The sequence below is a fragment of the Atopobiaceae bacterium genome (genome assembly GCA_022483015.1).
Classification (GTDB): domain Bacteria; phylum Actinomycetota; class Coriobacteriia; order Coriobacteriales; family Atopobiaceae; genus JALCUE01.
In genome coordinates this window covers 1,140,397-1,164,537 of record JAKVOB010000001.1, presented here as the reverse complement: position 1 = coordinate 1,164,537, position 24,141 = coordinate 1,140,397, and the positions used below count along the sequence as shown (strand labels likewise).

At 68.0% G+C, this 24,141-nt stretch carries 16 protein-coding genes; 2 read left to right on the top strand and 14 right to left on the bottom strand.

Annotation, left to right across the window (positions count from 1 at the left end; genetic code table 11):
* The 11 genes from LKE50_04975 to LKE50_04925 all read right to left on the bottom strand — a co-directional run bounded on the left by LKE50_04975 (position 1) and on the right by LKE50_04925 (position 18,042).
* Positions 1 to 411 carry a hypothetical protein gene (locus tag LKE50_04975; GenBank protein MCH3967961.1) on the bottom strand — a complete coding sequence of 137 codons (411 nt, stop codon included), beginning with the start codon at positions 409 to 411 and terminating at the stop codon, positions 1 to 3.
* 57 nt (positions 412 to 468) lie between these two features.
* Positions 469 to 1,524: a Holliday junction branch migration DNA helicase RuvB gene (gene ruvB, locus LKE50_04970; GenBank protein MCH3967960.1), complete on the bottom strand. Its 1,056-nt coding sequence runs from the start codon at positions 1,522 to 1,524 to the stop codon at positions 469 to 471.
* Entirely contained in the window at positions 1,524 to 2,153 is a 630-nt protein-coding gene (gene ruvA / locus LKE50_04965; GenBank protein MCH3967959.1) for a Holliday junction branch migration protein RuvA, read from the bottom strand. Before ruvA ends, ruvB begins: the two co-directional genes overlap by 1 nt.
* A complete protein-coding gene (gene ruvC, locus LKE50_04960) occupies positions 2,150 to 2,686 on the bottom strand; it encodes a crossover junction endodeoxyribonuclease RuvC (GenBank protein MCH3967958.1) in 537 nt (178 codons plus the stop codon). The genes ruvA and ruvC overlap by 4 nt, the downstream gene beginning before the upstream one ends.
* A gap of 66 nt (positions 2,687 to 2,752) precedes the next feature.
* Positions 2,753 to 4,357 (bottom strand): hypothetical protein, encoded by a 1,605-nt coding sequence (locus LKE50_04955; GenBank protein MCH3967957.1) that lies wholly within the window; start codon positions 4,355 to 4,357, stop codon positions 2,753 to 2,755.
* Positions 4,358 to 4,723: 366 nt separating this feature from the next.
* Entirely contained in the window at positions 4,724 to 5,110 is a 387-nt protein-coding gene (locus LKE50_04950; GenBank protein MCH3967956.1) for a desulfoferrodoxin Dfx, read from the bottom strand.
* 161 nt (positions 5,111 to 5,271) lie between these two features.
* Complete coding sequence (gene dnaE, locus LKE50_04945) at positions 5,272 to 9,060, bottom strand: DNA polymerase III subunit alpha (protein MCH3967955.1); 3,789 nt, start codon at positions 9,058 to 9,060, stop codon at positions 5,272 to 5,274.
* Between the two features lie 159 nt (positions 9,061 to 9,219).
* A complete protein-coding gene (locus LKE50_04940; GenBank protein ID MCH3967954.1) occupies positions 9,220 to 10,680 on the bottom strand; it encodes a DHA2 family efflux MFS transporter permease subunit in 1,461 nt (486 codons plus the stop codon).
* A 122-nt stretch (positions 10,681 to 10,802) separates the two neighbouring features.
* On the bottom strand, positions 10,803 to 14,339 hold the full coding sequence (locus tag LKE50_04935; protein MCH3967953.1) for a UvrD-helicase domain-containing protein: 3,537 nt from the start codon (positions 14,337 to 14,339) through the stop codon (positions 10,803 to 10,805).
* Positions 14,340 to 17,573, bottom strand: coding sequence for a PD-(D/E)XK nuclease family protein (locus LKE50_04930; GenBank protein MCH3967952.1), 3,234 nt, complete (start codon positions 17,571 to 17,573; stop codon positions 14,340 to 14,342).
* Between the two features lie 175 nt (positions 17,574 to 17,748).
* A complete protein-coding gene (locus LKE50_04925; protein MCH3967951.1) occupies positions 17,749 to 18,042 on the bottom strand; it encodes a YerC/YecD family TrpR-related protein in 294 nt (97 codons plus the stop codon).
* A 203-nt stretch (positions 18,043 to 18,245) separates the two neighbouring features.
* On the opposite strand from LKE50_04925, the gene LKE50_04920 reads away from it, so the two are divergent.
* On the top strand, positions 18,246 to 18,635 hold the full coding sequence (locus LKE50_04920; protein ID MCH3967950.1) for a phage holin family protein: 390 nt from the start codon (positions 18,246 to 18,248) through the stop codon (positions 18,633 to 18,635).
* 13 nt (positions 18,636 to 18,648) lie between these two features.
* On the opposite strand, the gene LKE50_04915 is transcribed toward LKE50_04920, so the two are convergent.
* Complete coding sequence (locus LKE50_04915; protein MCH3967949.1) at positions 18,649 to 19,068, bottom strand: GtrA family protein; 420 nt, start codon at positions 19,066 to 19,068, stop codon at positions 18,649 to 18,651.
* A gap of 204 nt (positions 19,069 to 19,272) precedes the next feature.
* Between LKE50_04915 and LKE50_04910 the strand changes: the two genes are divergently transcribed.
* The gene (locus LKE50_04910) at positions 19,273 to 20,469 is read left to right on the top strand and encodes a hypothetical protein (protein ID MCH3967948.1); all 1,197 of its coding nucleotides are present in this window, start codon (positions 19,273 to 19,275) and stop codon (positions 20,467 to 20,469) included.
* Between the two features lie 232 nt (positions 20,470 to 20,701).
* On the opposite strand, the gene LKE50_04905 is transcribed toward LKE50_04910, so the two are convergent.
* Positions 20,702 to 22,426: a phospho-sugar mutase gene (locus tag LKE50_04905; GenBank protein MCH3967947.1), complete on the bottom strand. Its 1,725-nt coding sequence runs from the start codon at positions 22,424 to 22,426 to the stop codon at positions 20,702 to 20,704.
* A 175-nt stretch (positions 22,427 to 22,601) separates the two neighbouring features.
* Positions 22,602 to 24,092 (bottom strand): fucose isomerase, encoded by a 1,491-nt coding sequence (locus LKE50_04900; protein MCH3967946.1) that lies wholly within the window; start codon positions 24,090 to 24,092, stop codon positions 22,602 to 22,604.
* Positions 24,093 to 24,141 lie beyond the last annotated feature (49 nt).

Genomic DNA, 24,141 nt, shown 5'->3' with positions numbered 1-24,141 from the left:
CTACTCCTGTCCCTGTTCGTCCTGGATGTCCTGTTCCATCCCCTGAAACTCCTTGGGTACCTGCCCCCTGGGGCAGCCGAAGGCGTCTGCGATGGCATTTGACTGCGCGCGTCTCACGGCGGCGACGTCGGACTCGCCGTCCTTGGCATAGGCATCCCCGATGCGACGGAGCGCATATGAGACATAGCCAGCCGTGGAGTCGCCGATGCCCGACAGCTGCATCATCGTGACGAGCGAGCCAGGGGACAGCGAGAAGGCCGTCTCCCTGTCGAGGTCGAGGAGCTCCGCGACGCTCGACTCGGCCACCTCAAGCGACGGCTTGTCGCCATGCATGAGGGCACCCTTCAGGGCTGCGGTGATCGCAGCGACGAAGTTCTGGATGAGGTCGACGATGTAGTCGTGTTGCAGCATGGCACCATCCTAGTCCGTTGTGACGGGCTTTGCATCGAGGGTTCTAGGGACACATCCTCACGACGTGGCGGGAGGCTCGAGACCGAGATGCTCGAAGGCCGTAGGTGTGGCCTGCCGGCCTTGGGGCGTGCGGATGATGAGACCACGCTGGATCAGGTAGGGCTCGTAGACGTCCTCGAGGGTGGACGGGTCCTCGCCCACCGCGCTCGCGATGGTGGTGAGGCCCACGGGGCGCCCCCGGAAGGTCGTGGTGAGGGCACGGAGGACCTTGACGTCCATCCAGTCGAGACCCATCTCGTCGATCTCGAAGAACGAGAGTGCCTGGCGGGCGACGTCCACGTCTATGCTGCCCCCGGCACGGACCTGGGCGTAGTCGCGAACGCGCTTGAGCAGGCGGTTGGCAAGGCGCGGCGTACCGCGGCTCCGGCTCGCGATCTCAGCCGCGCCCTGGTCATCGATGCCGACCCCGAGGATGCCGGCAGAGCGCCGCACGATCTGGGCGAGCTCGGCCTCGGTGTAGTAGTCGAGGCGGAACGAGATCCCGAAGCGATCGCGCAGGGGTCCGGTGAGCAGGCCTGTGCGCGTGGTGGCACCCACGAGGGTGAAGCGAGGGACGTCGAGCCTGATGGACCTGGCGGCAGGCCCCTTGCCGATGACGATGTCGAGGGCGAAGTCCTCCATGGCCGGATAGAGGACCTCCTCGACCGCATGGTTGAGACGATGGATCTCATCGATGAAGAGGACGTCGCCGGGCTCGAGGTTGGTGAGGATGGCCGCGAGGTCACCGGTACGCTCGATGGCAGGGCCGCTCGTGGTATGGATCTTCGCGCCCATCTCGTTGGCAAGGACGGAGGCGAGCGTGGTCTTGCCCAGGCCCGGGGGACCCGAGAAGATCACATGGTCGAGGGGCTCGTTGCGGGAGCGTGCAGCATCGATGAGCACGCGGAGGTTCTCGCAGACGCGAGCCTGGCCGCAGTACTCGTCGAGGGTCTGCGGACGGAGGGTACGGTCGACCTCGAGGTCGTCCTCGGTGAGCTCGGCAGTGACGCTGCGCGGGGAGGGATGGTCCCCCGCGGCAGACGGGAACAGGTCAGAGGTGTCTGCCTCCCACATCAGGCGCCACCTCCCAGACGGTGCAGCGCGAAGGCCAGCATGCCCGAGACCCCAGTGGCGCCAGCCTCCTCGTGGCCGTCGAGGGCGAGGTCGGCCTCCTGCTGGGTGAAGCCCATGGACAGGAGTGCTGCCGTCACGTCGGCCACGGGGTCGGCCGAGACGGACGAGGCCGCCGAGGCACGCGTGGGCACCGGCGCGCCCACGAGCGCAGCGAGGTCGGCGTCCTGTGCGAAGACGCCCTCGAGCTCGAGGATGAGACGGTCTGCCTTCTTGCGGCCCACGCCGGGCACGCTGGACATGAGGGAGGCGTCCTTGGCATCGACCACGTTAGCGAGTGCCGCAGGCGAGAATGTCGAGAGCACGGAGAGGGCAAGCTTGGGGCCGACACCGGCGATGGCGCAGAGCCTGTCGAAGAGGGCCCGCTCCTCCCGGGACGAGAAGCCGTAGAGCGAGATGCCGTCCTCGCGCACGAGCATGCGCACGAGCAGGGTGACGCCGGCCTCCCCGACGGCAGGCAGCTCGGCGGCAGTGGTGGCCGAGATGCCGAGCTCGTAGCCTACGCCAGCCACGTCGAGGACGACATGGGTGGGAGCTGCCTCGATGAGGGTTCCGGTGAGCTGGACGATCATGCGCTGGTCCTTACGGTCGAAGGCGAGAGGTGGCCCTCGCACGCAGGCTCACAGAGGGCCTTGGTGCGGGAGAGATGGGCATGGCAGACCGCCGCGGCGAGTGCATCCGCGCAGTGGTCGGGCTTGGGGTCGTGGTCGAGGCCGAGCACCTGACGGACCATGAAGGTGACCTGACGCTTGTCGGCCGTGCCGGTACCGACCACCGCCTGCTTGATCTGCATGGGGGTGTACTCCCCCACCTCGCAGCCGCAGACCGAGCACGCAACGAGGGCAGCCCCGCGTGCATGGGCCGTCGCGATGGCGGACTTCGTGTTCTGACCGAAGTAGATGCCCTCGACCGAGACGTCCGTGGGATGGTAGCGCTCGATCACGGCAGAGAGCTCGGTGAAGATATGTCCGAGGCGCACGTTGAGCGGAGAGCCCGCCGAGGTCTCTATGCAGCCATAGGCCCGCGCACGGCATACCGGGCCGCGGGTCTCGACGACGCCCCATCCGGTGTTGGCCAGCCCTGGGTCTATGCCGATGATGACCACATGCGCCTCCTGACCAGAGCCCGGCTCACGAACATGCGTTCTATGATACCACAGCCGTGCAGCATCTCAGTTGTCGGAGAACATGCCCGTCCCGAAGATGTCATCCGAGGAGGCGTCGAGCCCACCGCCCTCGGCGATGTCACGCAGGAACCCCATGGCATCACGCTCCTGGTCCTGGAGGTCCGCCTCGTCGGCGATGGCGGGCTCGTCGGACCCGAGGAGGGCCTGGAGCATCGCCTCGATGGAGGAGCCATGGGGCGAGGCGGCGTCACCATCCTTGGGAAGCGGGTGGTCGTCATCGCTCCAGGCAAGCCCCACCGGCCAGCGCCTGACGTCGAACGCGCACTCTGAGACGGCAGGAAAGACAGGCAGCGTCCTGCGGGCGAGCTCGGAGGTGCGGATGCGCTCGAGGACCGCAGGCGCGAGCTCGAGCCGAGAGGCGTCACCGCCGAGCTCGGCCAGGCAGAGGTTCTGCTCCACATGCAGGTAGCAGATGGCCTCGATGCGCGCGAGACGTTGCTCGGCAGGGAGTTCCCCTTCCGGGAGGAGTCCCTCGGGTACCTCGATGCGTGTGAGGACCGAGGGCGGGAAGACCGGCGAGACGGTCTGACGGATGCGGGCCATGTCGGCGACGTCGGAGCGATAGACGTCAGCGATCGGGGCGAAGGAGGCCGCAGTCGGCAGGTGCAGGGGGCCGAGCGCGACGGACGTCTTGTCGACGTCGGCCATGACCAGGCCACCCGTCGACCGCGCGAGGTCGGCGAGGCGCGCGAAGGCGACGTCGCGCCGGAGGTCCGCCCCCGCCGAGCCTGCCGGGACCCCAGCAAGCGTCGAGGCGACGTCCGAGAGGACCTCGCCATCGACCTCGTGCGTGCCAAGACGGAGGTTCGAGGCGAGGGTGCGGGCGTCGGCGAGCGCCTCCGAGCCGGCGAGCGGCGCCAGCAGGCCATGGACGTGGCACGGGCCCAGGGCGTCGACAGCCAGGGTCGCGCACACCGAGGAGGCAAGGGTGCCGTCGAGCAGGAGGCAGACGTCCGCATGGCCCGACTTGGTGACGAAGTCACCCAAGGCAAGGGAGAGCGCGTGCCAGAGCACGAGGCGGGCATCGGTGTGCGGTGGGGCGACGACAGCTGCGAGCGGGCCTTCGGACGCAAGGTCGAGCTCGGCCACCGAGAAGGACTCCTCGCAGGTAGGCGCCACATACGCGAGCTCGCCCCAGGGGGCCATCACGAAGCTCGCACCCACGTAGACCAGGTCGTCGAAACCGCCCACAGGGTTCACGACGACGAGCCAGGAACCTGAACGGGACGCATCCTGGAGGTAGCAGCCGTCATGGACCGACTCGGCCGCCGAGGTGCGCTCATCAGCGGCGACGAAGGGGTCCGAGGGCAGGTAGACCACGACGTCGACATGGTCTGGCGACTGGGGGATGGCGGAGAGCTGGGTGTAGTCGAAGGCGACGCCCACACGTGCGTCCCCCAGCTCGAAGGTGACGGGCATCTCGGCGGCATGCGCCAGGTCGTCGTCATCGAAGTCCCTCTCGCGTGCGAGCATGCCTGCGTAGGTCGCGGAGCGGAGTGGCATGGCCTGACCGTTGACCATGAGCGCGACCTCGTGGAATGAGGCGACGCTGTTGGTGTAGGCGAAGGGGACGAGTGCCGGGAGCTGCATGCGCTGGGCAAGGTCCATGAGCGTGTGGGCGAGGTCGTCCCTGAAGGCGTCGGAGTCGAGCAGGCCCTCCGCCGACGCTCCCCGTGAGGACGGTCGAGGGGAACACGATCAGGTCGGCACCCTTGGCACGGGCCGCATCGGCCTGGGCGACCATGCGCGAGCTCACGGACCCGAGGTCACCGGTCGTGACGTTCATCTGCGAGATGGCTATCTTCATGGAGCGCTCCCCTTGGTCGAGCTGACGTCTGCATATCGTATGCGATTCCTACCCTAACGCGAAGGGTGGGCGACGGTCGCCAAGGACCCGTCGCCCACCCTCTGTCCGCACATGGGTCGCCCGATGGCAGATGCCATCCACGAGCCTTCCTAGAACTCGGCCTTCCAGAGGCCGTGGAGGTTGCAGTATGCGTAGACCGTACCCGACTTGTGGGTCTCGCCAGCAAAGATGGCGCTGGGCTCGTCGCCCGCAGCGAGGGTCGCGAAGTCGACGCGGCCGTCCGAGACGACGGCGATCCACTCGATGTGATGCTCCTCGGTCATGGGGTGGGCAACGGAGCCCACGCTGACCTTGAGGGCATGGCCGTCAGCGATGCGCTCGACCACCGGCACGTGCTTCTCGGTGGCGGCGTCGGTCGAGTTGGCCTCCAGAAGCTGCATCTTCTCGCCGCAGCACAGCGGATTGACACCGCCGTCGTGCAACGTGTAGAGGAGGTTCCCGCAATGGTTGCAGCGCCAGAACTTGATGTCGGACATATCTGCTCCTTCTGTCGGCACGCCTGAGGCGTGCATCCTCGTGTTGCTATGTATCCACAACGTCGCCCCGCGATGCACGCTCCACGGAGTCCGCATGTGTTACTTGTATTGTAACATATTCGACGAGAAGGGCGACAGAAGGTCGCCAGGATGGCAGCCCCCTACGCGATGACAGCCTTGCCCTCGTTGCCGATAAGGTCAGTGACCTCGGCGAAGAGCACCACGTTGTGGGCGTCCACGGTGGTGGGGATCTCCATGCGCATGGTGCCGCCGCTCCCGGACTCGACGCGCAGCTCCACGTGGTCCAGGCCAGGATACTGCTTGAACACGCTCTGCAGACGTTCCATGAACGAGCGCGACAGGTCGTGGCTCGGAATCATAACCTCGAGCACCTTGGGCCGATTGGTCCTCTCGTCAAGCTGGAGCGGCTCCACCTTCTGTGCCATGAACTGGTCACCGCGGTCGCCGCGGTCGATGCGCCCCAGGATGCGCACGAAGACGTCTCCCGTGGCGTTGCCCTGCTCGTCGACCTCGCCCGTGAGCGCCGAAGCGGACTGGCGATACGTCTTGGGGAAGACCACGACCGTGATCTCGCCCTCCATGTCCTCGAGGGTGAGCACCGCCATGGCGTCGCCCTTCTTGGTGGTCTTCTTGGCAAGGCCCGAGACCATGCCCGCGATCCAGCAGGAGGACGACTCGTCGTGGCGCGCCGTACCGTCGGCCATGCGGCCGGCGAGGAGCTCCGTGATCGAGCAGTCGCGCGCCTTCGAGAGCGCGTACTCGTAGGGTCGCAGGGGGTGGTCGGACACGTAGATACCCAGCACGTCCTTCTCTTGGGCGAGCTTGACGTGACGGTCCCACTCCTGGCCGTTCGGGGCGGGGACCTCGGCGTCGAAGCCGGACCCGTCCACGTCCCCGAACATGTCGAAGAGCGAGCTCTGCCCGGCGGCACGGTCCTTCTGGCGCTTGGTGGCGGAGTCGATGATGTTCTCGGGGTTGTTCTTGTCGACGAACCCGGTGAGCTGCATGCGGGTGTAGCCGGTGGAGTCGAAGGCGCCGGCCTTGATGAGGGCCTCGACCACGCGGCGGTTGGCCTGGGTGGCGTCGACCCGGTCCACGAAGTCATGCAGGGTCTTGAAGGGGCCGCCCGCCGCGCGCTCGGCCAGGATGCACTCGGCCGCGCCCTCGCCCACGCCACGGATGCCGGCCAGGCCGAAGCGCACGCCCTCGGGGACGGCCGTGAACTCGGTGCCGGACTCGTTGATGTCAGGAGGCAGGATGGCGATGCCCTCGTGACGGCACGCGGAGACGTAGTGGACGATCTTCTCGGTCTTGCCGGTGTAGCTCGTGAGGACGGCCGCCATGTACTCGTGCGGATAGTGGGCCTTGAGCCACGCCGTCTGCATGACGAGGATGGCATAGCCCGCGGAGTGCGACTTGTTGAAAGCGTAGGAGGCGAACTTCAGGACGTCCGACCAGATCTTCTCGGCGATGGCACGGCTGTAGCCGTTGCGCACGGCGCCGTTCATCCAGTGGTCCTCCATCGTCTCGTCGGTACCGTCGTCCCAGTGCTGGACGACCTCCTGCATGAGCTTGATCTTCTTCTTGGCCACGGCCTTTCTGACCTTGTCGGACTCGCCGGCCGAGAAGCCGCTCATCTTCATGGAGATCTGCATGACCTGTTCCTGGTAGACGATGGTGCCGTAGGTCTCCTCCAGGATGGGGGCCAGGCGGTCGTCGTAGTAGACGACCTCCTTCTTGCCGTTCATGCGGTCGATGTAGTCGGCGACCATGCCGGCACCCAGGGGGCCAGGGCGGTAGAGGGCGATGAGGGCGACCATGTGCTTGTACTCGGTAGGCTTCATCTGCTTGATCGTGGCCGTCATGCCGGCGGACTCGACCTGGAAGACGCCGGCCGTCCGCCCTTCGCCCATGAGCTTGTAGATGGCCGGGTCGTCGAAGGGGACGGCGTTGACGTCGACGTCGGTACCCGTGTTGTCATGGATGTTCTTGAGGGCCTTCGAGATGACCGTGAGGGTACGCAGGCCCAGGAAGTCCATCTTGAGCAGGCCCATGTCGGCCACGGTATGGCCCTCGTACTGCGTGATCTCGACGCCGCCCTTGGTGTCGAGCTTGGTGGGCACGTGCTCGCGCACCGGGCCGGGGGCGATGAGGACGGCGCAGGCATGGACGCCCTCGCCGCGGGTGAGGCCCTCGATCGAGAGGGCCGCGTCGATGATGCGATGGTCGTCGGGGTCCTTGGCATAGGCCTCGGCGAAGTCGGGGCTGTACTGGTCCTCGTGGCCCTCCGTCTTGGTGAGGGCGAACCTGAGCTTGGCCGACGGGTCGCCCGAGATCATCTTGGAGAGGCGCTGGCCCTTGAACACGGGGAAGTCGAGCACGCGGTTGGCATCGTTGATGGCCTGCTTGGCCTTGATCGTGGAGTAGGTGATGACGTGCGTGACGTGGTCGGCACCATAGCGCTGGCGCACGTACTCGACGACCTCGAGCCTTCGCTCGTCGTCGAAGTCCATGTCGATATCGGGCATCTCGGTACGCTGGGGCGAGAGGAACCTCTCGAACATGAGGCCGTTCTCGAGGGGGTCGAAGCTCGTGATGTCCATGGCGTAGGCGACGATGGCACCGGCGGCGCTGCCGCGGCCAGGCCCCACGCCGATGCCGTTCTCCTTGGCCCAGCGCACGTAGTCCTGGACGATGAGGAAGTAGGCGGCGAAGCCCTTGTCGCAGATGATCTTATACTCGTACTCGAAGCGTTCCTCGACGTTTATGCCCGCGACCTCGACGTTCTTCCAGTCGGGACCGTAGCGTCGGGCCAGGCCGTCGATGCACTCACGCCTGAACTGGCTCTCGTTGGTCTCGCCGGGGTCCAGCGGGTAGGCAGGCAGGAGGATCTTGCCCCACTCGAGCTCGACGTCGCACTTGTCGGCGATCTCGACCGTGGTGTCACATGCCTCGGGAATCCATGAGAAGAGCTCGCGCATCTCCTCCTCGGTCTTCATGTAGTACTCGGTGCCCTCCATGCGCATGCGGTTCTCGTCGTCGAGGTGCTTGCCCATGCCGATGCACATCATGAGGTCCTGGGTGGCGGCGTCCTCGCGCACGAGGTAGTGGAAGTCGTTGGTCGCGATGACCTTCACGCCCACGGTGCTCGCGACCTGGACGAGCCGCTCGTCGAGGGCGCGGTCGGTCACGCTGCCGTTGTTGAAGACGTTGCCATGGTCCTGAATCTCGATGTAGAAGTCGCCGGGGGCGAAGGTCTCCTTGAAGGTGCGGGCCCACTTGAGCGCCTCGTCGGGCTGGTCTGCGAGCAGGCGCTTGGGGATGATGCCGGCCACGCAGGCGGAGCTGCAGATGAGGCCCTCGGCGTGCTCCTGGAGCATCTCGAGGGTGACACGGGGCTTGTAGTAGTAGCCGCGCGTGGCGGCGTCGGAGACGACCTGCATGAGGTTGACGTAGCCAACCATGTTCTTGGCGATGAGGATCATGTGGTAGAGGTCGGGCTTGCGGTCACGCGAGAGGGACGAGTCGGGCGTGAAGTAGACCTCGCAGCCGATGATCGGCTTGACGAGCGGGGTCGGCTTGGTGGTGGCGAGGTCCGCCCCCGCCTCATGGGCGGCGACGTCTCTGGCCCACTGGTCGTGGACGTGGTCATGGACACCGGCGTCCGCGGCGTCGGCGGGAGGCTCCTCGAGCTCACGGCCCTTCTCGAAGCACTCCTTGTCGTGCGACCACTGCTTGAAGTCGGCCAGCGCGTGGTTGTACTTGTCGCACTCGAGCGCGAGGTCGGGCACGCCGTACATGTAGCCATGGTCGGTGATGGCGACGGCAGGCATCCCCAGGTCGACGGCACGCTTGACCATGGCGGGGATGCGGGTGGCACCGTCGAGCATGGAGTAGTCGGTATGGTTGTGGAGGTGCACGAATGCCATGGGGAAGCCTTTCAGGTGATGCCGGGCGAGGTCACGCGCGGCACGTTTCTCTCCCCTCTAAGATAGCCCATGGGAGGGATCCCGGACGCGCTCGCGGACGCTCACCACAGGACCCATGTTCGTGCAGGTCGGACCCATGATCCCCGCTGGGTTCCCAGGTCAGGAGGCATGGGTCCCTGACGCATGACCCCCAAGCATGGCCACGGAGCAGCCGAGCATCGCACACGCGCAGACGAGAAGCACCACGAGGGCCGCCGAGCATCCCGAGACCGTGGCGGATGCGACGTCACCCACGCTCGCAGCCTGGGCCGACGAGACCATCCCCGTCACGATCGCCGTCCCCATGGCACCAGCCAGCTGCTGCGACGTGTTGACGACGGCGTTGCCGTCGGCCTTGAGGGCGGCGGGGAGCGTCGCGAGGCTGCTCGTCATCGTGTTGCCCACCGTGAGGCCCTGACCCAGGGTGAAGACGACATAGAACCCGATGAAGGTGGGCGTCGAGAGGACCTGCGAGAAGCACAGCATGAGCCCCACGGCCAGGACCACGAGGCAGTTCCCCAGAAGGATCGGCCGCCTCGCCCCGAAGGTGTCGAGGATGCGGCCGCTCACCGGTGCCAGCAGGGCACCCAGCAGGCACCCGGGGAGCATGAGGCTCCCCGCCACGGCAGCCCCCTCGCCGCAGACGAGCTGGGAGTAGTTGGGGATGAGGTATCCCAACGCCAGCACCACGAGCTGGAGCAGCATGAGGGCCGCGATGCCGAGGGAGAAGCCGCGGCTCCTGAAGACCCGCAGGTCGAGGATGGCCCCCTCGGCGCTACGCGCGTGACGCACGGACCCGAGCGCGGACAGGACGGCCAGCACCGCCGCGACCAGCACCACCGGGCTCGTGATGCCCTGGCTCGTCCCCAGCGAGATCGCCACGATGAACGACGAGAAGAGAAGCGCGAGGAGTCCCTCTCCCCTGGCATCGAAGCGCACCGAGGCATCGAGCCTGCCGGCCTGACGAAGCGTGGCAAGTCCTAGGACGAGCGCGACGGCCAGCAGCGGCATGAGGCAGACGAAGACCATGCGCCACCCCCAGAGCTCGATCACGAGGCCACCCACCGAGGGCCCCACGGCAGGTGCCAAGGCGGTCACGAGCGAGCCCACGCCCATCATGAGACCCATGCGCTCGTGGGGGGTCTGCTCGATGATGACGTTGAACATGAGCGGAAGGGCCACGCCGGTGCCCAGCCCCTGCACGAGCCGGCCGACGAGAAGGACGGGGAAGCTCGGGGCGGCCGCACACACCAGGAGGCCCACGAGGAAGGTCAGGGCAGCCGCGACGAAGAGGCGACGCGTGGGGAAGCGGCGACCCAGGAAGGCCGACGTGGGGATGACGGCGGCGAGCACCACGAGGTAGCCCGTCGTCATCCACTGGACGGTGGCGGTGTCGATCGAGAACTCCGCCATGAGCGCGGGGAAGGCCACGTTCATGGCCGTCTCGACCACCACGCCGGCAAACGACATGATGCCGCACGCCACCACCGAGAGGACGAGGCGTCGGTCGAGCACCCGAGGCACGGGCACCGCCCCCGCGCCCGACGGTCGTCCCGTATCGAAGTCGTTACCCTGTGACATGCCGTCTCCCCAGACCTTGTACCTCTTTCAGCCGGGGCCATGGTAGGGCATGAAACTGAAGCGAAGGCGCGCGGCATCGGTACAGGAGGAGGGACCCTCCAGCACCGCGCGGAAGCGACCTCCTACAGCGCGGCATCACAGCCATCGGGCCACTCGTAGCGCACCACCACGGGGCCACCGTCGGCGGCCACGAGCTCGACGCAGACGAAGGCGCACGAGACGCGGGCATAGCCCTGTCCCTTGAGCACATGGGCATAGTAGCGCGCCTGCATCTGATGGGCCTGCGTGAGTTCGGCGGGTGTGAGCCCGGCGTCCCCCGTCTTGTAGTCCACCACGAGGGCGGCCTCATGGGCGTCGTCGGTGCCGAGCGCGTCGATGGCCCCCTCGAGCAGGCCCCCCTGATCCGAGACGACGGGCACGCAGAACGGGACCTCGGCGCCCACGTGGGCGCAGGCGAGGAGCTCGGTGCGCATCGACGACGCCTGCCAGCGCGCGAGCGCCTCCTCGAGGCGCGGGCGTTGGGTGCGCAGCACCCCATCGGCACGGCAGAGCACGTCGAGGCGCTCGGCCGAGGGGGCCCGCCCCGTCTCGATGAGGAGACGTGCCGCCTCGTGGAAGGCGGTGCCTAGGTTCGTGGCGCGCTCGACCTCGGCAGGGGTCGTATCGGGATGGGACTGGTCGGCCTCGTCGAAGGGCGAGACGGTCGCGGTCGCGTATGACTGCGCATCGACGGCTGCAGCCCCCTCTTGGGCATGAGCGCCGGAATAGCTGAGGACGCCGTCACGCGCGGACCATGTGCCCACGGACGGGAGGTCGTCCCTCTCGGGCGAGAAGAGCGTGAACGGCTGCGCGGCCGCGGCCGAGCCCCCTGCCGCACCTGCCGTGACCAGGGAGGGAACGTCTGCCGGCAGGTCACCGTCGAAGGCAGGCATCGAGCCGGCCGACGTCACGTGAACGCAGGACGGGTCGTCCGCGAGGGTGAGGTCCACCCGACGCACCACGCCATCGGCGCTGCCCCCGAAGGCAAGCCCCGAGGACCCCGGGTCGGGCAGCGTGCCGCCGAGGAGGGCCCGCACCACGGACGACGCGAGCGCACGGTCGGGAAGCGAGCCCTGGGCGGACAGGGGACAGTCGACGGAGAGCACGACGGCCTCGCGTGCGCGGGTGAGCGCCACATAGAGCAGGCGCGCCTTCTCGGCATCCTCGCCCGAGCGCTCGTGTGCCTCGAGGAAGGAGCGCCAGTCGAGGAACGTGTGGCACTCGGAGGCCTCGGCGGGGACCTCGACGTCCTTGGGAAGCGACATCCCGTCCGGCTTGAGCGACAGCACGGTCGCATCAGCGAGGTCAGAAGCCACGAGGTCGGGAGCGTCCTGTTGGCGTGCCTGGGTGCACTCTGCCACGGCCACCACGGGGAACTCGAGCCCCTTGGACCCGTGGACCGTCATGATGGACACGGCGCTCGAGGCCCCACCACGAAGCGATGCGGGGCCCACCTTCGCCACCTCGAGCCACCGGTCGAACTCCTCGGCAGCACGCGAGGCACCCAGACCGGCATCCTCGGTGAGGTCACGGACGTAGCGTACGGCCGCCAGGACGTTCGCCGCCGTGGCACGACCCTCGACACCACCGGCCTCGAGCCTGGCCAGCCACCCGCTCTCGCGGATGGCTGCGAGCATCACGTCCGCGACGGGTTCTGCCCCCAGGCGCCCCCAGGCGCGTGGCAGCACGTCACGCGCGACCGCAAGACGCGGCGAGGGAGGGAGCCCCTCGAGGAAGGAGCCCCCCGCAAGCCCACGGTCGATGGTGCGCTTGGTGGGGGCGTCCAGGGCCTCCTGGACCGTGGTCCCCAGGGTGCAGAAGTCGTTCGCGTCAAGGCGGAACATGTCGCTCGAGAGCAGGGGGAACAGACCGCTTCTGGTGTCCTTGGGATTGGCCAGGGCATGGAGCAGGGCCGCCACGGTCTGTACCTCGGGCGTGGCCGAGAAGGTCGATCCACCCGTCATCACGCAGTCGAGGCCGCGCGCGCGCAGGGCGTCGATGAAGACCTGGGCGTTCTTGAGACGCCCCAGGAGCAGCGCCATGTCGCCTGGCCGGATCGCGTCGGACCCATCGGTGGCGTCGGTGACGAGCGAGGCCAGGCGGTCTGCCACCTGAGCCGCCTCGACGGCCACCCGCAGGTCGGTCGAGGGTGCCGAGCTGCTCCTCCCCACCCGCACCTTGGTGGTGGACGTGAGCTCCACGAAGGCCCGGGGGCCAGCCATCCTGAGCGCATGCCTACGCTCGGGCGCCGCCGCGAGGTCCATGAAGTCAGGGAGCAGCGGGGCGCCGCCGGCAGGCCCCGCGCCACCGCACGTGGCGGCCACGAAGCGAAGCACGTCATCGTGGCTGCGGAAGTTCACGGTGAGGTGGGCCACGTCGTCGCCGGCCTCGGCCTGCCTGCGCCTGAAGACCTCGACGTCCGCGCCACGGAAGCGGTAGATCGACTGCTGGGCGTCGCCCACGGTGGCGAGGCGCGCGCCACCGCCCGAGAGGAGCTTCACCAGCTCGACCTGCTGGGCCGAGGTGTCCTGGAACTCGTCGACCATGACCAGGCGGAAGCGCTCCGCATAGGACTCCGCGATGGCGGGATGGTCCCGGAGGGCCGCCAGGCCCAGCCTCAGGAGGTCGTCGTTGTCGAGCATGGCGGCATCGTGCTTGCGGGCGTCGTACACGGAGCCCACGCGACGTGCCAGCTCGACCAGGTCACCCGACAGCTCGCTGGCCTCGGCGAGGGCCAGGCCCGCCCTCACGTCATCGAGCACCGAGCGGCAGTCCTTGGCCCCTTGCTTCCGGAAGAAGGTGCCGCTCGGACGTGCGACCTCCCCCTCGAGAAGGGCCATGGCCGCAGCCGGGGTACGTCCCGAGGGAGGGCTCGTCAGGAATCCTGCGAGGGCATCGCGCGAGGCATGGCATGCCGCCAGGGCCTCGGTGTTCTTCGACGAGGGAGCGGCCTCGCCGAGGAACGTCTCATAGGCGACGAGCAGGCGGCTCATCTCGTGCGTGACATCGGGGACCTCGCCGGCGAAGCGCAGCGAGCCCAGGCCACCGGGCGCGGTGCATGCCTTGTCGACGAGTGTCGAGACCATGCCGAAGACGGTCGATGCCGAGTCCCCCCCGCCCATGGAACGTCCCCGGGCAGGATAGGCCGCAAAGAGCGCCGAGAAGGCCGGGTCGTCGCGGACCTCGGAGAAGACCTGCTCGACCGCCTGCTCGCGCATGACGCGCGCGTCCTGCTCGCCTGCCACGACGAAGTCCGGGTCGAGTCCCAGCTCGAGGGCGTGGCGATGGAGGATGCGCGAGCACATGCCATGGATGGTGCCGATCCAGGCGGAGTCGACCGCAAGCGCCGCCTCCACCAGGCCGTCGGCGCGGAGGCGCGAGCGGACGCGCTCGCGGATCTCGGATGCGGCCGCGGCGGTGAACGTGATGACGAGCACCTGGTCGAGGCTGTCCACGAAGGGTGCGCCGGCCTTGCCCGAGCCCTCCTCGAGGGCCCAGGCGATGCGTCGCGTGAGCGTGGCGGTCTTGCCGGAGCCGGCACCGGCCGCCACGAACAGCGGGCGGTCGAGCGTCATGACGATGGGTCCTTGCTCTGGGGTGAGACCAGTGAGGTCAGACATCTAGCCCATCCTCCTCTCGCAGTGGGTGACGGGACACCAGTCGCACGCGCGCCGGTCGATGGGATCGGCCTCGACGTGACCTTGGAGCATGCGCGACACCGCCTCCGCGATGGCGTCCTCGGAGCGGTCGAGCAGCTCGTCGAAGCCGGTGAGCCCCGCGCCCTCGGCCCGCATGCGCGCAAGACGGCGTTCGCTCGCGGAGGCCCCGAACACCCGCTCCGCCATGGCTGGCGAGACCGCGCCGGCCAAGGCGTGGTTGCCCTTGGTCCCCAGGTAGACGGAACCGACCACCGTGAGACCTGGAAGGCAGGCCCGTGCGGCGGAGGCATAGATGAGGGTCTGGACACGACGAGGGAGCACGAAGGCATCAGGGGCCCCTGACGAGGGCCAGAGCGGGTACTCCCCCATGAGGGCTGCCGGCGCCTTGTGCTTGTAGTCGATCACGAGGGCATGGCCCGCCTCGTCCACGTCCACGCGGTCGATGCTCCCCACGAAGTCCGCGCCCGCATAGGTCACGGGCACGCCGGAGCGGCCACCGAAGCGGAGCTCGAAGAACCGGGGCTCGAACCCCTCGAAGAGGCCCCCCTCGAAGGAGAGCTCGGAGTGGAGGTCGTGGCGGAGCTGGTCGAGCAGGTAGCCCTCGGTCTGCGTGTGAGGAACGAGGGCCTGGTCCTGCGGACGGTGAGCCTTGTGATACTGATGCGCGCGGTGCTCGTCGAACTCGGCGTCGAGCAGCTCGGTGGCATGCGCCAGACTCGATGCCTCCACGCGCGACCCTGGCACACGGAGGCATGGGTCGGACGGGACGTCCACAGGCATGCCGTCCTCCCCCACGAGCCCTGCGGCATGCGTGGCATCGGCCAGCATGCGGGTCCGGGTGACCTCGAGCACGCGATGCGCGAAGGTGCCCATCTCCATGCCGCCGAAGCCGGCATCGACGTCCTCGAGGCCCAGGCGCCTGAGCGAGAACCACTTGTAGGGACACTCCAGGTAGACCTCGACCTGCGAGGCGGACAGCGAGGGCCGGCCATCAGGGAGCGAGGCCTCGCCGTTGCGGGGGACCACCACGAACGACGCCGCCGCGCCGGTGAGCTCACCCGCCTCCGCCGGCTCGTCGACGGCCTGCGCCTGCGGGGACGCCCCGGCAGGAGAGAGGTTCTCGCAGATGGCGTCCTCGCCATGCGAGACGCACGCGAGCGGCCGGGCGTCATCGTCGTCGGCGACCCCATAGGCCCCGAGGAGCTCGGACAGCATGACGGCCGGATAGGTGGGCTTCGAGGCAGCGTCGTAGAGGGGGCGCTCGAGGAGCAGGCGCGTGCGGGGGACGCGGAGCTGGCGCATGAACAGGAGGCGTGCCCGCTCGAGCGGGTCCGTGCCGACGTCGAGCCCGAGGTCACCCAGAAGCAGCGAGAGGGCATCGTCCGAGGCTGCGAGCGGTGCCAGCTCGGTGGTGAGCCCCATGATGGCCACGGCGTCCGCCGAGGCCGCAGGCAGGGCGGAGGCGGCCTGGGGTGACAGGAGCTCGACGGCGCAGGTGGACCCAGGCACGTCGAGGGTCGGACGCATGGTGACGGTCGCGTCGGCAAGGACGCACGTCACCGCGGAGACGACCTCGACCAAGGGCGCGTGGGTGGGCGATATGCCCGCGGCGCGAAGTGACTCGGCGGCATCGGCCAAGGCGGCGAGCGCGCCGGTGACCTCCGCGCCCGGGACCGCCGACGGGACCGCCGGGGACACGGCACACGGCCCCTCGCAACCATCGGCGTCCTCGCCCTGGGGAGGCTCCAGACCACGCATGAGGTCATGCGCCGCCGTGCCCACGCGCCCCTTGAGCAGGTCCTGCGTGGCCTGGGCACAGGCCGCCGAGGTCCGACTGGGCTTCGAGAGCGTGGAGAGCACCATCTTGGGCGTGAGCAGACGGTCGCCACGCCAGGTGGCATCGAGACGCCATGCGGCGCCCGCGCCCACACCGCTCACGGGCGAGAGGAGGAAGTCGGTGAGGTCGCGAGGGGGCCACCAGTCCATGGGTCCCAGGGAGAGCGAGGAGGCGTCATCGGAGAGCACGGGCCACGTGGCCGCGAGCTCGGAGAGATGGGCCACCGTCCTGAGCCAGCCGAGCAGGGCCCCGCCAGCCGAGGTACCAGCGAAGGGGCGCGCGAGCGTCGCGCGGACGGAGAGGCCTCGGGCAGCGAGCTTGGGCGCGAGCTCGCGCCAGGCGGAGGCGACGTCCGGGGTGACGACGACCACGCGAGACGCCCCGGCCTGCGCCAGCCCGTCGACCCGCTGACAGACGAGCTCGGCCTCGGCCGATGGTCCCGATGGCTCGAGGAGGCTCGCCGCACCCGTGGGCTCGACCGGAGGGACGTCCCTCTCGCCGATGCGGAAGATGGTGTCACACAGGGAGGCAAGCTCGGGGGCGCGACCGTCGGACGAAGTCCCCGCCACGCCGATGGCACCGGCATCCTCGCAGTCGGACGAGTCCGCCTCGATGCCGGCATCGACCGCAGCCGCGACGAGGTCATGCGCGAGGCGCTCGACAGCCGCATAGGCAGGGCCGTGGGCAGCAGGCAGGAGGACCTCGACCGAGGACTCCCGGGACAGCGAGACCACGAACGAGCGGACCTCGGGCCCCATGGCATCGAAGCCGACCGAGAGCACCTGCCCCGTGCCGGCACCACCGCACGCGGCGGCCACGAGGGCCGGTGCCCCGAGCAGGGCCATGCATGGCTCCGTCAGGTGATGGTCACGCAGGAGGCCGAGGTAGGCATCCACGACCGCGAGGAGGGCCCGCTCGGCATCGGCGAGGTCCCGCGCAGCCAGGGCCTCGGCATCGAGTCCACCGTCCGGTCGCAGGGGCAGGTCAGGCAGATGATGGGCCACGACCTGGCAGACGAGGTCGAGCGTGCCAGGACCGTGGTCGAGGCCTCCCTCGCCGAAGGCGGGAGCATCGAGCAGGGCACGCCGTACGAGCAGCCTCCGCACGCCCCGCTCCACCAGCTCGGTCCCGTCTCCATAGAGATGCCAGGCATCGCGCACCCAGACCGAGGGGGTGCACACCCTGGCACCCAGGGCCGAGGAGGTGGACGCGAGGGAGCGACGGACCTGGTCCGCGCGGGCCTGGTCAGGGACGAGCACCATGACCTCCTGGGAGGCCTCGGATGCATGTGCGAGCAGCGTGAGCGCCTGCCGCGGGAGCAGGGCGTCATCGGGGGTCCTGAGGATGTGCAGTGCCATGGGAAACCTTCCTGGTCACGCGACGAGGGAGCGCGGCCCCATCGCAGGGAGGCCACGAGGCGTCCCCGTCTGCATCCATCGTAGCGCGCTCATGGGACATGAACGACCACCGCAGGGACATGGTCAGTCGGACCACGTCATGCCTCATGGGATGCCAAGGGACCTTGGGAGGGGGCTATCCCTCCATGCGGTCGAGGACCATGCGGTACCCGCCCCGCTTGCCGTTGAGGCACTTCGAGACGCGGCTCACCGTGGTCGAGCTCGCACCCGTGACCCGGCTCACCTCGTGATACGACTCCCCTGCCGCGAGGAGCCGGGCCACATCGAGGCGTTGGGCCAGGTCGGAGATCTCCTTGGGGGTGCAGAGGTCGAGGAGGAGCGCCTGGGCGTCGTCTGTGGTGGCCGGCAGGCAGAGCGCCCGCTCGAGCTGGCGTACCTCAGGTGTGGCCATGAGCTCGTCGATCTGCATGGGACCCTCCTCGGAGGCGATGGTAGGACGCGGTCGTCCGCGCGTCACTACTTTAGCGCATTAAAGTGCCTCCCACGAGAGGCGCACCCTGCCGAGGGCCCATCGGACATGCGGCGCCCCACGTCGCATGTCCCCGTCAGCTCGCGACGAGCGGCTATACTGGTTCCCACATCCGGAGGGACGACACGTCGAGAGGGGCACCCATGCGGTTCATGCTTCGCTGGCTCGTCACCGCCCTTGCGGTGGCCGCCGCCATCTGGCTCGTGCCAGGGATCCAACCCGTGGGCATGGCCTCCGTGAGTGGCTACACCGTGGAGGCCTCCTACATGGGGCCCATCCTCACGGCCCTGCTGCTTGCCCTCGTCAACATGTGCGTGAAGCCGCTCATGCAGCTCGTGAGCCTCCCCATCACCTGCCTCACGCTGGGGATATTCTCACTCGTCATCAATGCCATGATGCTCGAGCTGGCAAGCTGGCTCGCCCGCAACCTCTTTGCCGTGGGCATCACGATCGACTCGTTCTCCTCGGCCATCCTGGGGGCGCTCGTCATCTCGATCGTGACGGCGCTGCTCGGCGGCATCACCAAGGACTGACCTCGCGTGGGACCTACTTGGCCTCCGCCTGCGGGGCGTCCCCTGCGTCGAGCCACTTCTTGCGGCTGAAGAAGTTCCAGACCATCACCACGGCCGTCGCGAACAGCTTGGTCACGGTGACGTCGAAGGGCGTGACGCCCAGGATGCCCTGACCAGCCCACATGCAGAGCTCGTTGATGATGAGGCCGATCACGGAGAGCACCACGAAGATGATGAACTCCTTGGTCTTCGAGAGGTCCTCGCGATGCGTGAACACGAAGCGCATCGAGGCCACGTAGTTGAAGACGACCGAGATGGTGAACGAGATGGCGGCGGCGACGACCGAATCCATACCGAAGCCGACGTTAAGCAGCATGAGCACGCCATAGTCGATTGCGAAGGCGATCACGCCGACGACGCCGAACTTGAGGAACTGCTCGATGAGCTTCTTCATGGATGTCCTTCTCGAGGGAGGTGTCCCGGCAGGCCGAGACGCCATCTGCCGACCAACGGGCACCACGATACTCCAATGGGAGGACCAACTCACACCGTTCATAACAACGGCGCAGGTACGGGTCGGCCAATAGGCTACGATGCCCTTGATGCGGCGACAGGCGCGCATGACGAGGCGACAGATCACTTCCCGGAGGTGCATCTCATGGCAGGCCGGCAGCCCACCGATGGTCGGGACTCACGAGGCAACGTCCAAGGGAGGCCGCCCCAGGGCTATCGTGGTCCCACGCAGCTCACCGGCCGCCCCTCGCAGCCACGCAGCGGTGCAGGCCACCCCTCTCGGCCCAGGCAGGCCCCTCACGAGGGGCAGCGCCCGCGCCAAGGTCGCAGCCAGGTCGGCGGAAGGAGCCTCAACGGCGCCGCCAGCAGGCCTACCGGGTATTCGCTGCATTCCCGCAACATCAACTTCTCGGACCGGCGCATGGGAGGCCGTGGAGGGCGCGGCCGCGACGGCCTCGACGGAAGGCGCGTCGCGCTCGTCGTCATCGCGATCGCGCTCCTCGTCATCATCGTCCTCGTCATCTCGAGCTGCGTGAGAGGCTGCTCGCAGGCGGCCACCGACTCGGCAGAGCAGGCGGCGACCACCGAGGTGAACGCGCAGGACTCGCGCGTGGCGGCAGGCGTCGACGAGACCACGACCGCAGAGCTCACGACCGCGCTCGACCGAGGCGACCAGCTCTCCTGGATCGCCGCGAACGCCGGCCTCTATCCCACGTCCATGATCGACCTGGCCGTGGACGAGCCCGCAGCGGTGTCCTTCGTCCGCGACTGGCCCGACTCCGACAAGACCGCCTCCGCCTACACCGATGCCGTGACCAAGGGCACCGTCCCGCAGCTCATGATGTTCGACACCCGGTGGGGCAACCTCGACTACGCCGGGTCTCCCTTGGGCGTGAAGGGGTCAGGCCCCACCTGCGTGGCGATGGGCTACATGGGTCTCACGGGCGCGAACGACAAGACGCCGGGCGACGTCTCGGTGCGCGTGACCGATGCGGGCATGGCCACCGGGGACGGCGGCATGGATGGCTCGTTCATCGCCCAGAAGGCCGGGGACCTCGGCCTGACCGGCGTCGCGGTCTCCGTCGACGCGACGAGCATCTCTACGGCCCTGAAGGCCGGGCAGGTCGTGATCTGCGAGGTCAAGGCCGACACGCTCACGACGGTCGACCACTTCGTGGTCCTCGCCAAGGAGAATGACAACACCACGCTCACCGTGTATGACCCCACCTCGACGGAGGTCTCGTCGCACGAGTGGAGCTATTCCACCATCGTGAGCTCCGCGAGCGGCGCATGGGGCCTCTCGGCATCCACGACCGCAGCGACCACGGCAGCCACGGAATAGGCGCGATTCGGTCGGAGGGCCTCGACTGCCAAGGGGCGACGATAGGAACAGCAGGTCGAAGCCAAGGCCCGCAGCGGCACAAGGCACTCTTTGACCTTAGGCCGCCAGGGACATCTCGGAAGAGGTCGGCCCCGCATCAAGTCCGTCGCGAGTTCCGCAGCCGCGCCCTTTGCGGCGAGGAGTGCTCGAGCAGGGACTTGATACGGGGCCGACCGAAGGCGTGTCCGAGCTCCTAGCTGAGGAGCTCCTTTGCCGCTGCGGCGAGCTTGTCCTGGAGGGCCAGGGCTGCCTCACGCGTGGCCTCCTTGGTGAACAGGTAAGCCTTGATCTTGGGCTCGGTGCCCGACGGACGGATGATGACCTTGCAGCCCTCGGCCAGGCGGAACTCCAGCACGTTGGCTGCGGGAAGCGTCTGCGGCGCATCCTTCTGGAGACCGGAGACCACGGGCATGGGGGCGCAGGTGTCGTAGTCGGTGAAGCCCTCGACGGCCAGGCCGGCGATGCTCGCGGGCTGGTTCTCGCGAAGGCCGCCCATGATACCCGCCATCTTGCCCGCGCCGGACTCACCGGGGAAGCTCACGTTCACGATGCCGTTGATGTAATAGCCGTACCTCTGGTACAGGGCGTCCATCGCCTCGTAGAGGTCCATGCCACGCTCGGCATAATAGGCTGCCATCTCGACGGCGAGCATGGAGGCCACGATGGCGTCCTTGTCGCGCGCATGGGTGCCCACGAGGTAGCCATAGCTCTCCTCGAAGCCCATGAGGTAGCGGTCCTCCTCGCCGGCATCCTTCAGCAAATCGATCTGGCCGCCGATGTACTTGAATCCCGTGAGGACGCGGCGCATCTCGAAGCCGTAGTCCTCTGCCAGCGCGTCAGGCATGGCCGAGGAGACGATCGTGGAGACGGCGACCTTGGCATGGACGTCCTCGCCGGCCTCCTTCCTCATCGTGGCAAGCCAGTCGAGGAGGAGGACTCCCATCTCGTTGCCGGTGAGCAGCTTGTACTCGCCCTTGTGCGGGATGGCCGTGCCCATGCGGTCGGCGTCGGGGTCGGTGGCGATGAGCAGGTCGGGCTTGACCTTGTCGCACAGCTTGAGACCCAGGTCGAGCGCCTCGACGAACTCGGGGTTGGGATAGGTGCAGGTGGGGAAGTTCCCGTCAGGCTCGGCCTGCTCGGGCACCACGGTGACGTTCTTGACACCGATGCGGGCCAGGATCTTGCTCACACACTCCATGCCCGTGCCGTTGAGCGGCGTGTAGACCACGCTGAAGTCCTCGGAGGCCTTGAAGCCCGGGACGGACTGCTTCGCCACGGCGTCGATGAAGGCGTCGATGACCTCGTCGGGCGTCCACTCCACGAGGCCCTTCTCGATCGCCTCGTCGAAGTCCATGCGCTTCACGCCATGGAAGATGTCGACGTCGGCGATCGATGCCGAGATCTCGTCGGCCGCCTCCGTGGCAATCTGGCAGCCGTTGTCGTCATAGGCCTTGTAACCGTTGTACTTGGCCGGGTTGTGGCTGGCCGTGAGCGCGATGCCGGCTGAGGTGTGGAGGTGGCGCACCGCGAACGAGAGCGTGGGGACCGGCTCGATGCGCGGGTAGACGTAGACGTGGATCCCGTTTGCCGCGAGCACGCTGGCGGCGGCCTTCTGGAAGTCCTCGCCCTTGTTGCGCGAGTCGCGCGCGATGGCGACGGAGGGGTTCGTGTAATGGGCGTTGAGGTAGTTGGCGAGGCCCTGCGTGGCCTGGGCTACCACATAGACGTTCATGCGGTTGGTGCCCACGCCGATGACGCCGCGAAGGCCGGCCGTGCCGAACTCGAGGCTCCGGTAGAAGGCATCCGAGAGGGCCTCCTCGTCACCGGCCGAGACGAGCCCGTCGAGCTCGGCCGCCAGGTCGGGCTCCGTGACGCTCTCCTGCCAGGTACGTACGCTGTCCTCGATGCTCTTGTCCATGGGAATCCCCTCTGTTGGCATGAGATAGGTCGGCCCGACGTGCGGCCCTCACGTCACATGGTACCCACCGAGGGCGTCGGCGTGCGGCACGCATCTGCAAGCGGAAGGGACTTCCGGAAGAGGACGACGCGCGCGGCCATGGGGGTCAGGCAAGGCCGCGCGCGACCGCTCCTCCTTACGCGAAGGGGTTCTCGGAAGGGTACGGAAGGGACTTGGGCTGGTTGTACGAGATGTCGTCCACGCCCAGGTAGGTGAAGATGTCGAACAGCGCCTTGCCGCAATGCCTGAAGGCCACGGCACCGTGGTGCGGGAAGTGCTTCTGGAGAAGGACATGGCGATAGAAGCGGCCCATCTCGGGGATGTCGAAGATGGCGCGACCTCCGAAGGAGTGCGTGGCCGCGGGCAGGATGTCGCCCTCGGCGACGTAGGAGCGCAGCTGGCCCTCCGAGTCGCACTGGAGGCGGAAGAACGTGATGGGGCTCGCCGCGATGTCCCCCTCGAGCGTGCCGCGCGTGAAGTCGGGGTCCGAGCCCTCTGGCTCGAGCAGACGGTGCTGGATGAGCTGGTAGCGCACGGCGCGGTCCGAGCACATCTTGCAGCTCGGGGTGTTGCCGCAGTGGAAGCCCATGAAGGTGTCGGTGAGGTCGCAGTCCGTGGTCGGCGCGATCTCGGCGTCATAGAGGCTCTTGGGCACGGAGTTGTTGATGTCGAGCAGGGTCACGGTGTCATCGCTCGCGCACATCCCGATGTACTCGGAGACGGCACCGTAGATGTCGACCTCGCAGGAGACGGGAATGCCACGGCTCACGAGGCGGCTGTTGACATAGCAGGGCTCGAAGCCGAACTGGCTCGGGAAGGCAGGCCAGCACTTGTCGGCGAAGGCCACGTAGTCGCGGCTGCCCTTGTGCGCCTCGGCCCAGTCGAGAAGGGTCAGCTCGAACTGCGCCATGCGAGGGAGCAGGTCCTTGTAGTAGTTGCCCTCCCCCATCTCGGCGGCCATGTCGGCGCAGACCCCGTCGATGCGCGCGTCACCGGCGTGCTCCTTGTACGAGACGAGCAGGTCGAGCTCGGAGTTCTCCTCGACCTCGATGCCCAGCTCATAGAGCCCCTTGATGGGGGCGTTGCAGGCGAAGAAGTCCTGGGGGCGCGGGCCGAACGAGATGACCTTGAGGTGTGCCAGGCCGATGACGGCGCGGGCCACAGGTACGAAGTCGGCCATCATGCCGGCGATGTCGTCGGCTGTGCCCACGGGGTATGACGGGATGTGCGCCTTGACGTGGCGCATCCCGAGGTTGTACGAGCAGTTGAGCATGCCGCAGTAGGCATCGCCACGGCCGTTCACGAGGTCGCCGTCGCCCTCGGCCGCGCCCACGAACATGCAGGGGCCGTCGAAGCGCTGGGCGATCTGGGTCTCGGGGGTCTCGGGGCCGAAGTTGCCGAGGAAGACCGTGAGCGCGTTGGCACCGGCCTTGGTCGCCTCGTCGACCGCGACCAGCATGTCGGCCTCGCTCTCGACGGTCTTGCTGACCTCGATGACGTCGAGCCCGCGGGCACGGCAGGAGGCGACGATGGCCGCACGACGGGTCTCCGAGAGCTGGATCGGGAAGCAGTCGCGGCTGACGGCGATGATGCCGAGCTTGACGTCAGGGATGTTGTCGGATTTCATGGACGGTCCTTTCGTATGGGAACACGGATGGGTTTGTGGGAGCCTCGCG

What these genes read in the sequence shown, in the direction of transcription:
- LKE50_04975 (MCH3967961.1), bottom strand. Translation starts at nt 411, where the DNA reads ATGCTGCAACACGACTACATCGTCGACCTCATCCAGAACTTCGTCGCT.
- ruvB (MCH3967960.1), bottom strand. Translation starts at nt 1,524, where the DNA reads ATGTGGGAGGCAGACACCTCTGACCTGTTCCCGTCTGCCGCGGGGGAC.
- ruvA (MCH3967959.1), bottom strand. Translation starts at nt 2,153, where the DNA reads ATGATCGTCCAGCTCACCGGAACCCTCATCGAGGCAGCTCCCACCCAT.
- LKE50_04955 (MCH3967957.1), bottom strand. Translation starts at nt 4,357, where the DNA reads ATGCAGCTCCCGGCACTCGTCCCCTTCGCCTACACCAACAGCGTCGCC.
- LKE50_04950 (MCH3967956.1), bottom strand. Translation starts at nt 5,110, where the DNA reads ATGTCCGACATCAAGTTCTGGCGCTGCAACCATTGCGGGAACCTCCTC.
- dnaE (MCH3967955.1), bottom strand. Translation starts at nt 9,060, where the DNA reads ATGGCATTCGTGCACCTCCACAACCATACCGACTACTCCATGCTCGAC.
- LKE50_04940 (MCH3967954.1), bottom strand. Translation starts at nt 10,680, where the DNA reads ATGTCACAGGGTAACGACTTCGATACGGGACGACCGTCGGGCGCGGGG.
- LKE50_04935 (MCH3967953.1), bottom strand. Translation starts at nt 14,339, where the DNA reads ATGTCTGACCTCACTGGTCTCACCCCAGAGCAAGGACCCATCGTCATG.
- LKE50_04930 (MCH3967952.1), bottom strand. Translation starts at nt 17,573, where the DNA reads ATGGCACTGCACATCCTCAGGACCCCCGATGACGCCCTGCTCCCGCGG.
- LKE50_04925 (MCH3967951.1), bottom strand. Translation starts at nt 18,042, where the DNA reads ATGCAGATCGACGAGCTCATGGCCACACCTGAGGTACGCCAGCTCGAG.
- LKE50_04920 (MCH3967950.1), top strand. Translation starts at nt 18,246, where the DNA reads ATGCGGTTCATGCTTCGCTGGCTCGTCACCGCCCTTGCGGTGGCCGCC.
- LKE50_04915 (MCH3967949.1), bottom strand. Translation starts at nt 19,068, where the DNA reads ATGAAGAAGCTCATCGAGCAGTTCCTCAAGTTCGGCGTCGTCGGCGTG.
- LKE50_04910 (MCH3967948.1), top strand. Translation starts at nt 19,273, where the DNA reads ATGGCAGGCCGGCAGCCCACCGATGGTCGGGACTCACGAGGCAACGTC.
- LKE50_04905 (MCH3967947.1), bottom strand. Translation starts at nt 22,426, where the DNA reads ATGGACAAGAGCATCGAGGACAGCGTACGTACCTGGCAGGAGAGCGTC.
- LKE50_04900 (MCH3967946.1), bottom strand. Translation starts at nt 24,092, where the DNA reads ATGAAATCCGACAACATCCCTGACGTCAAGCTCGGCATCATCGCCGTC.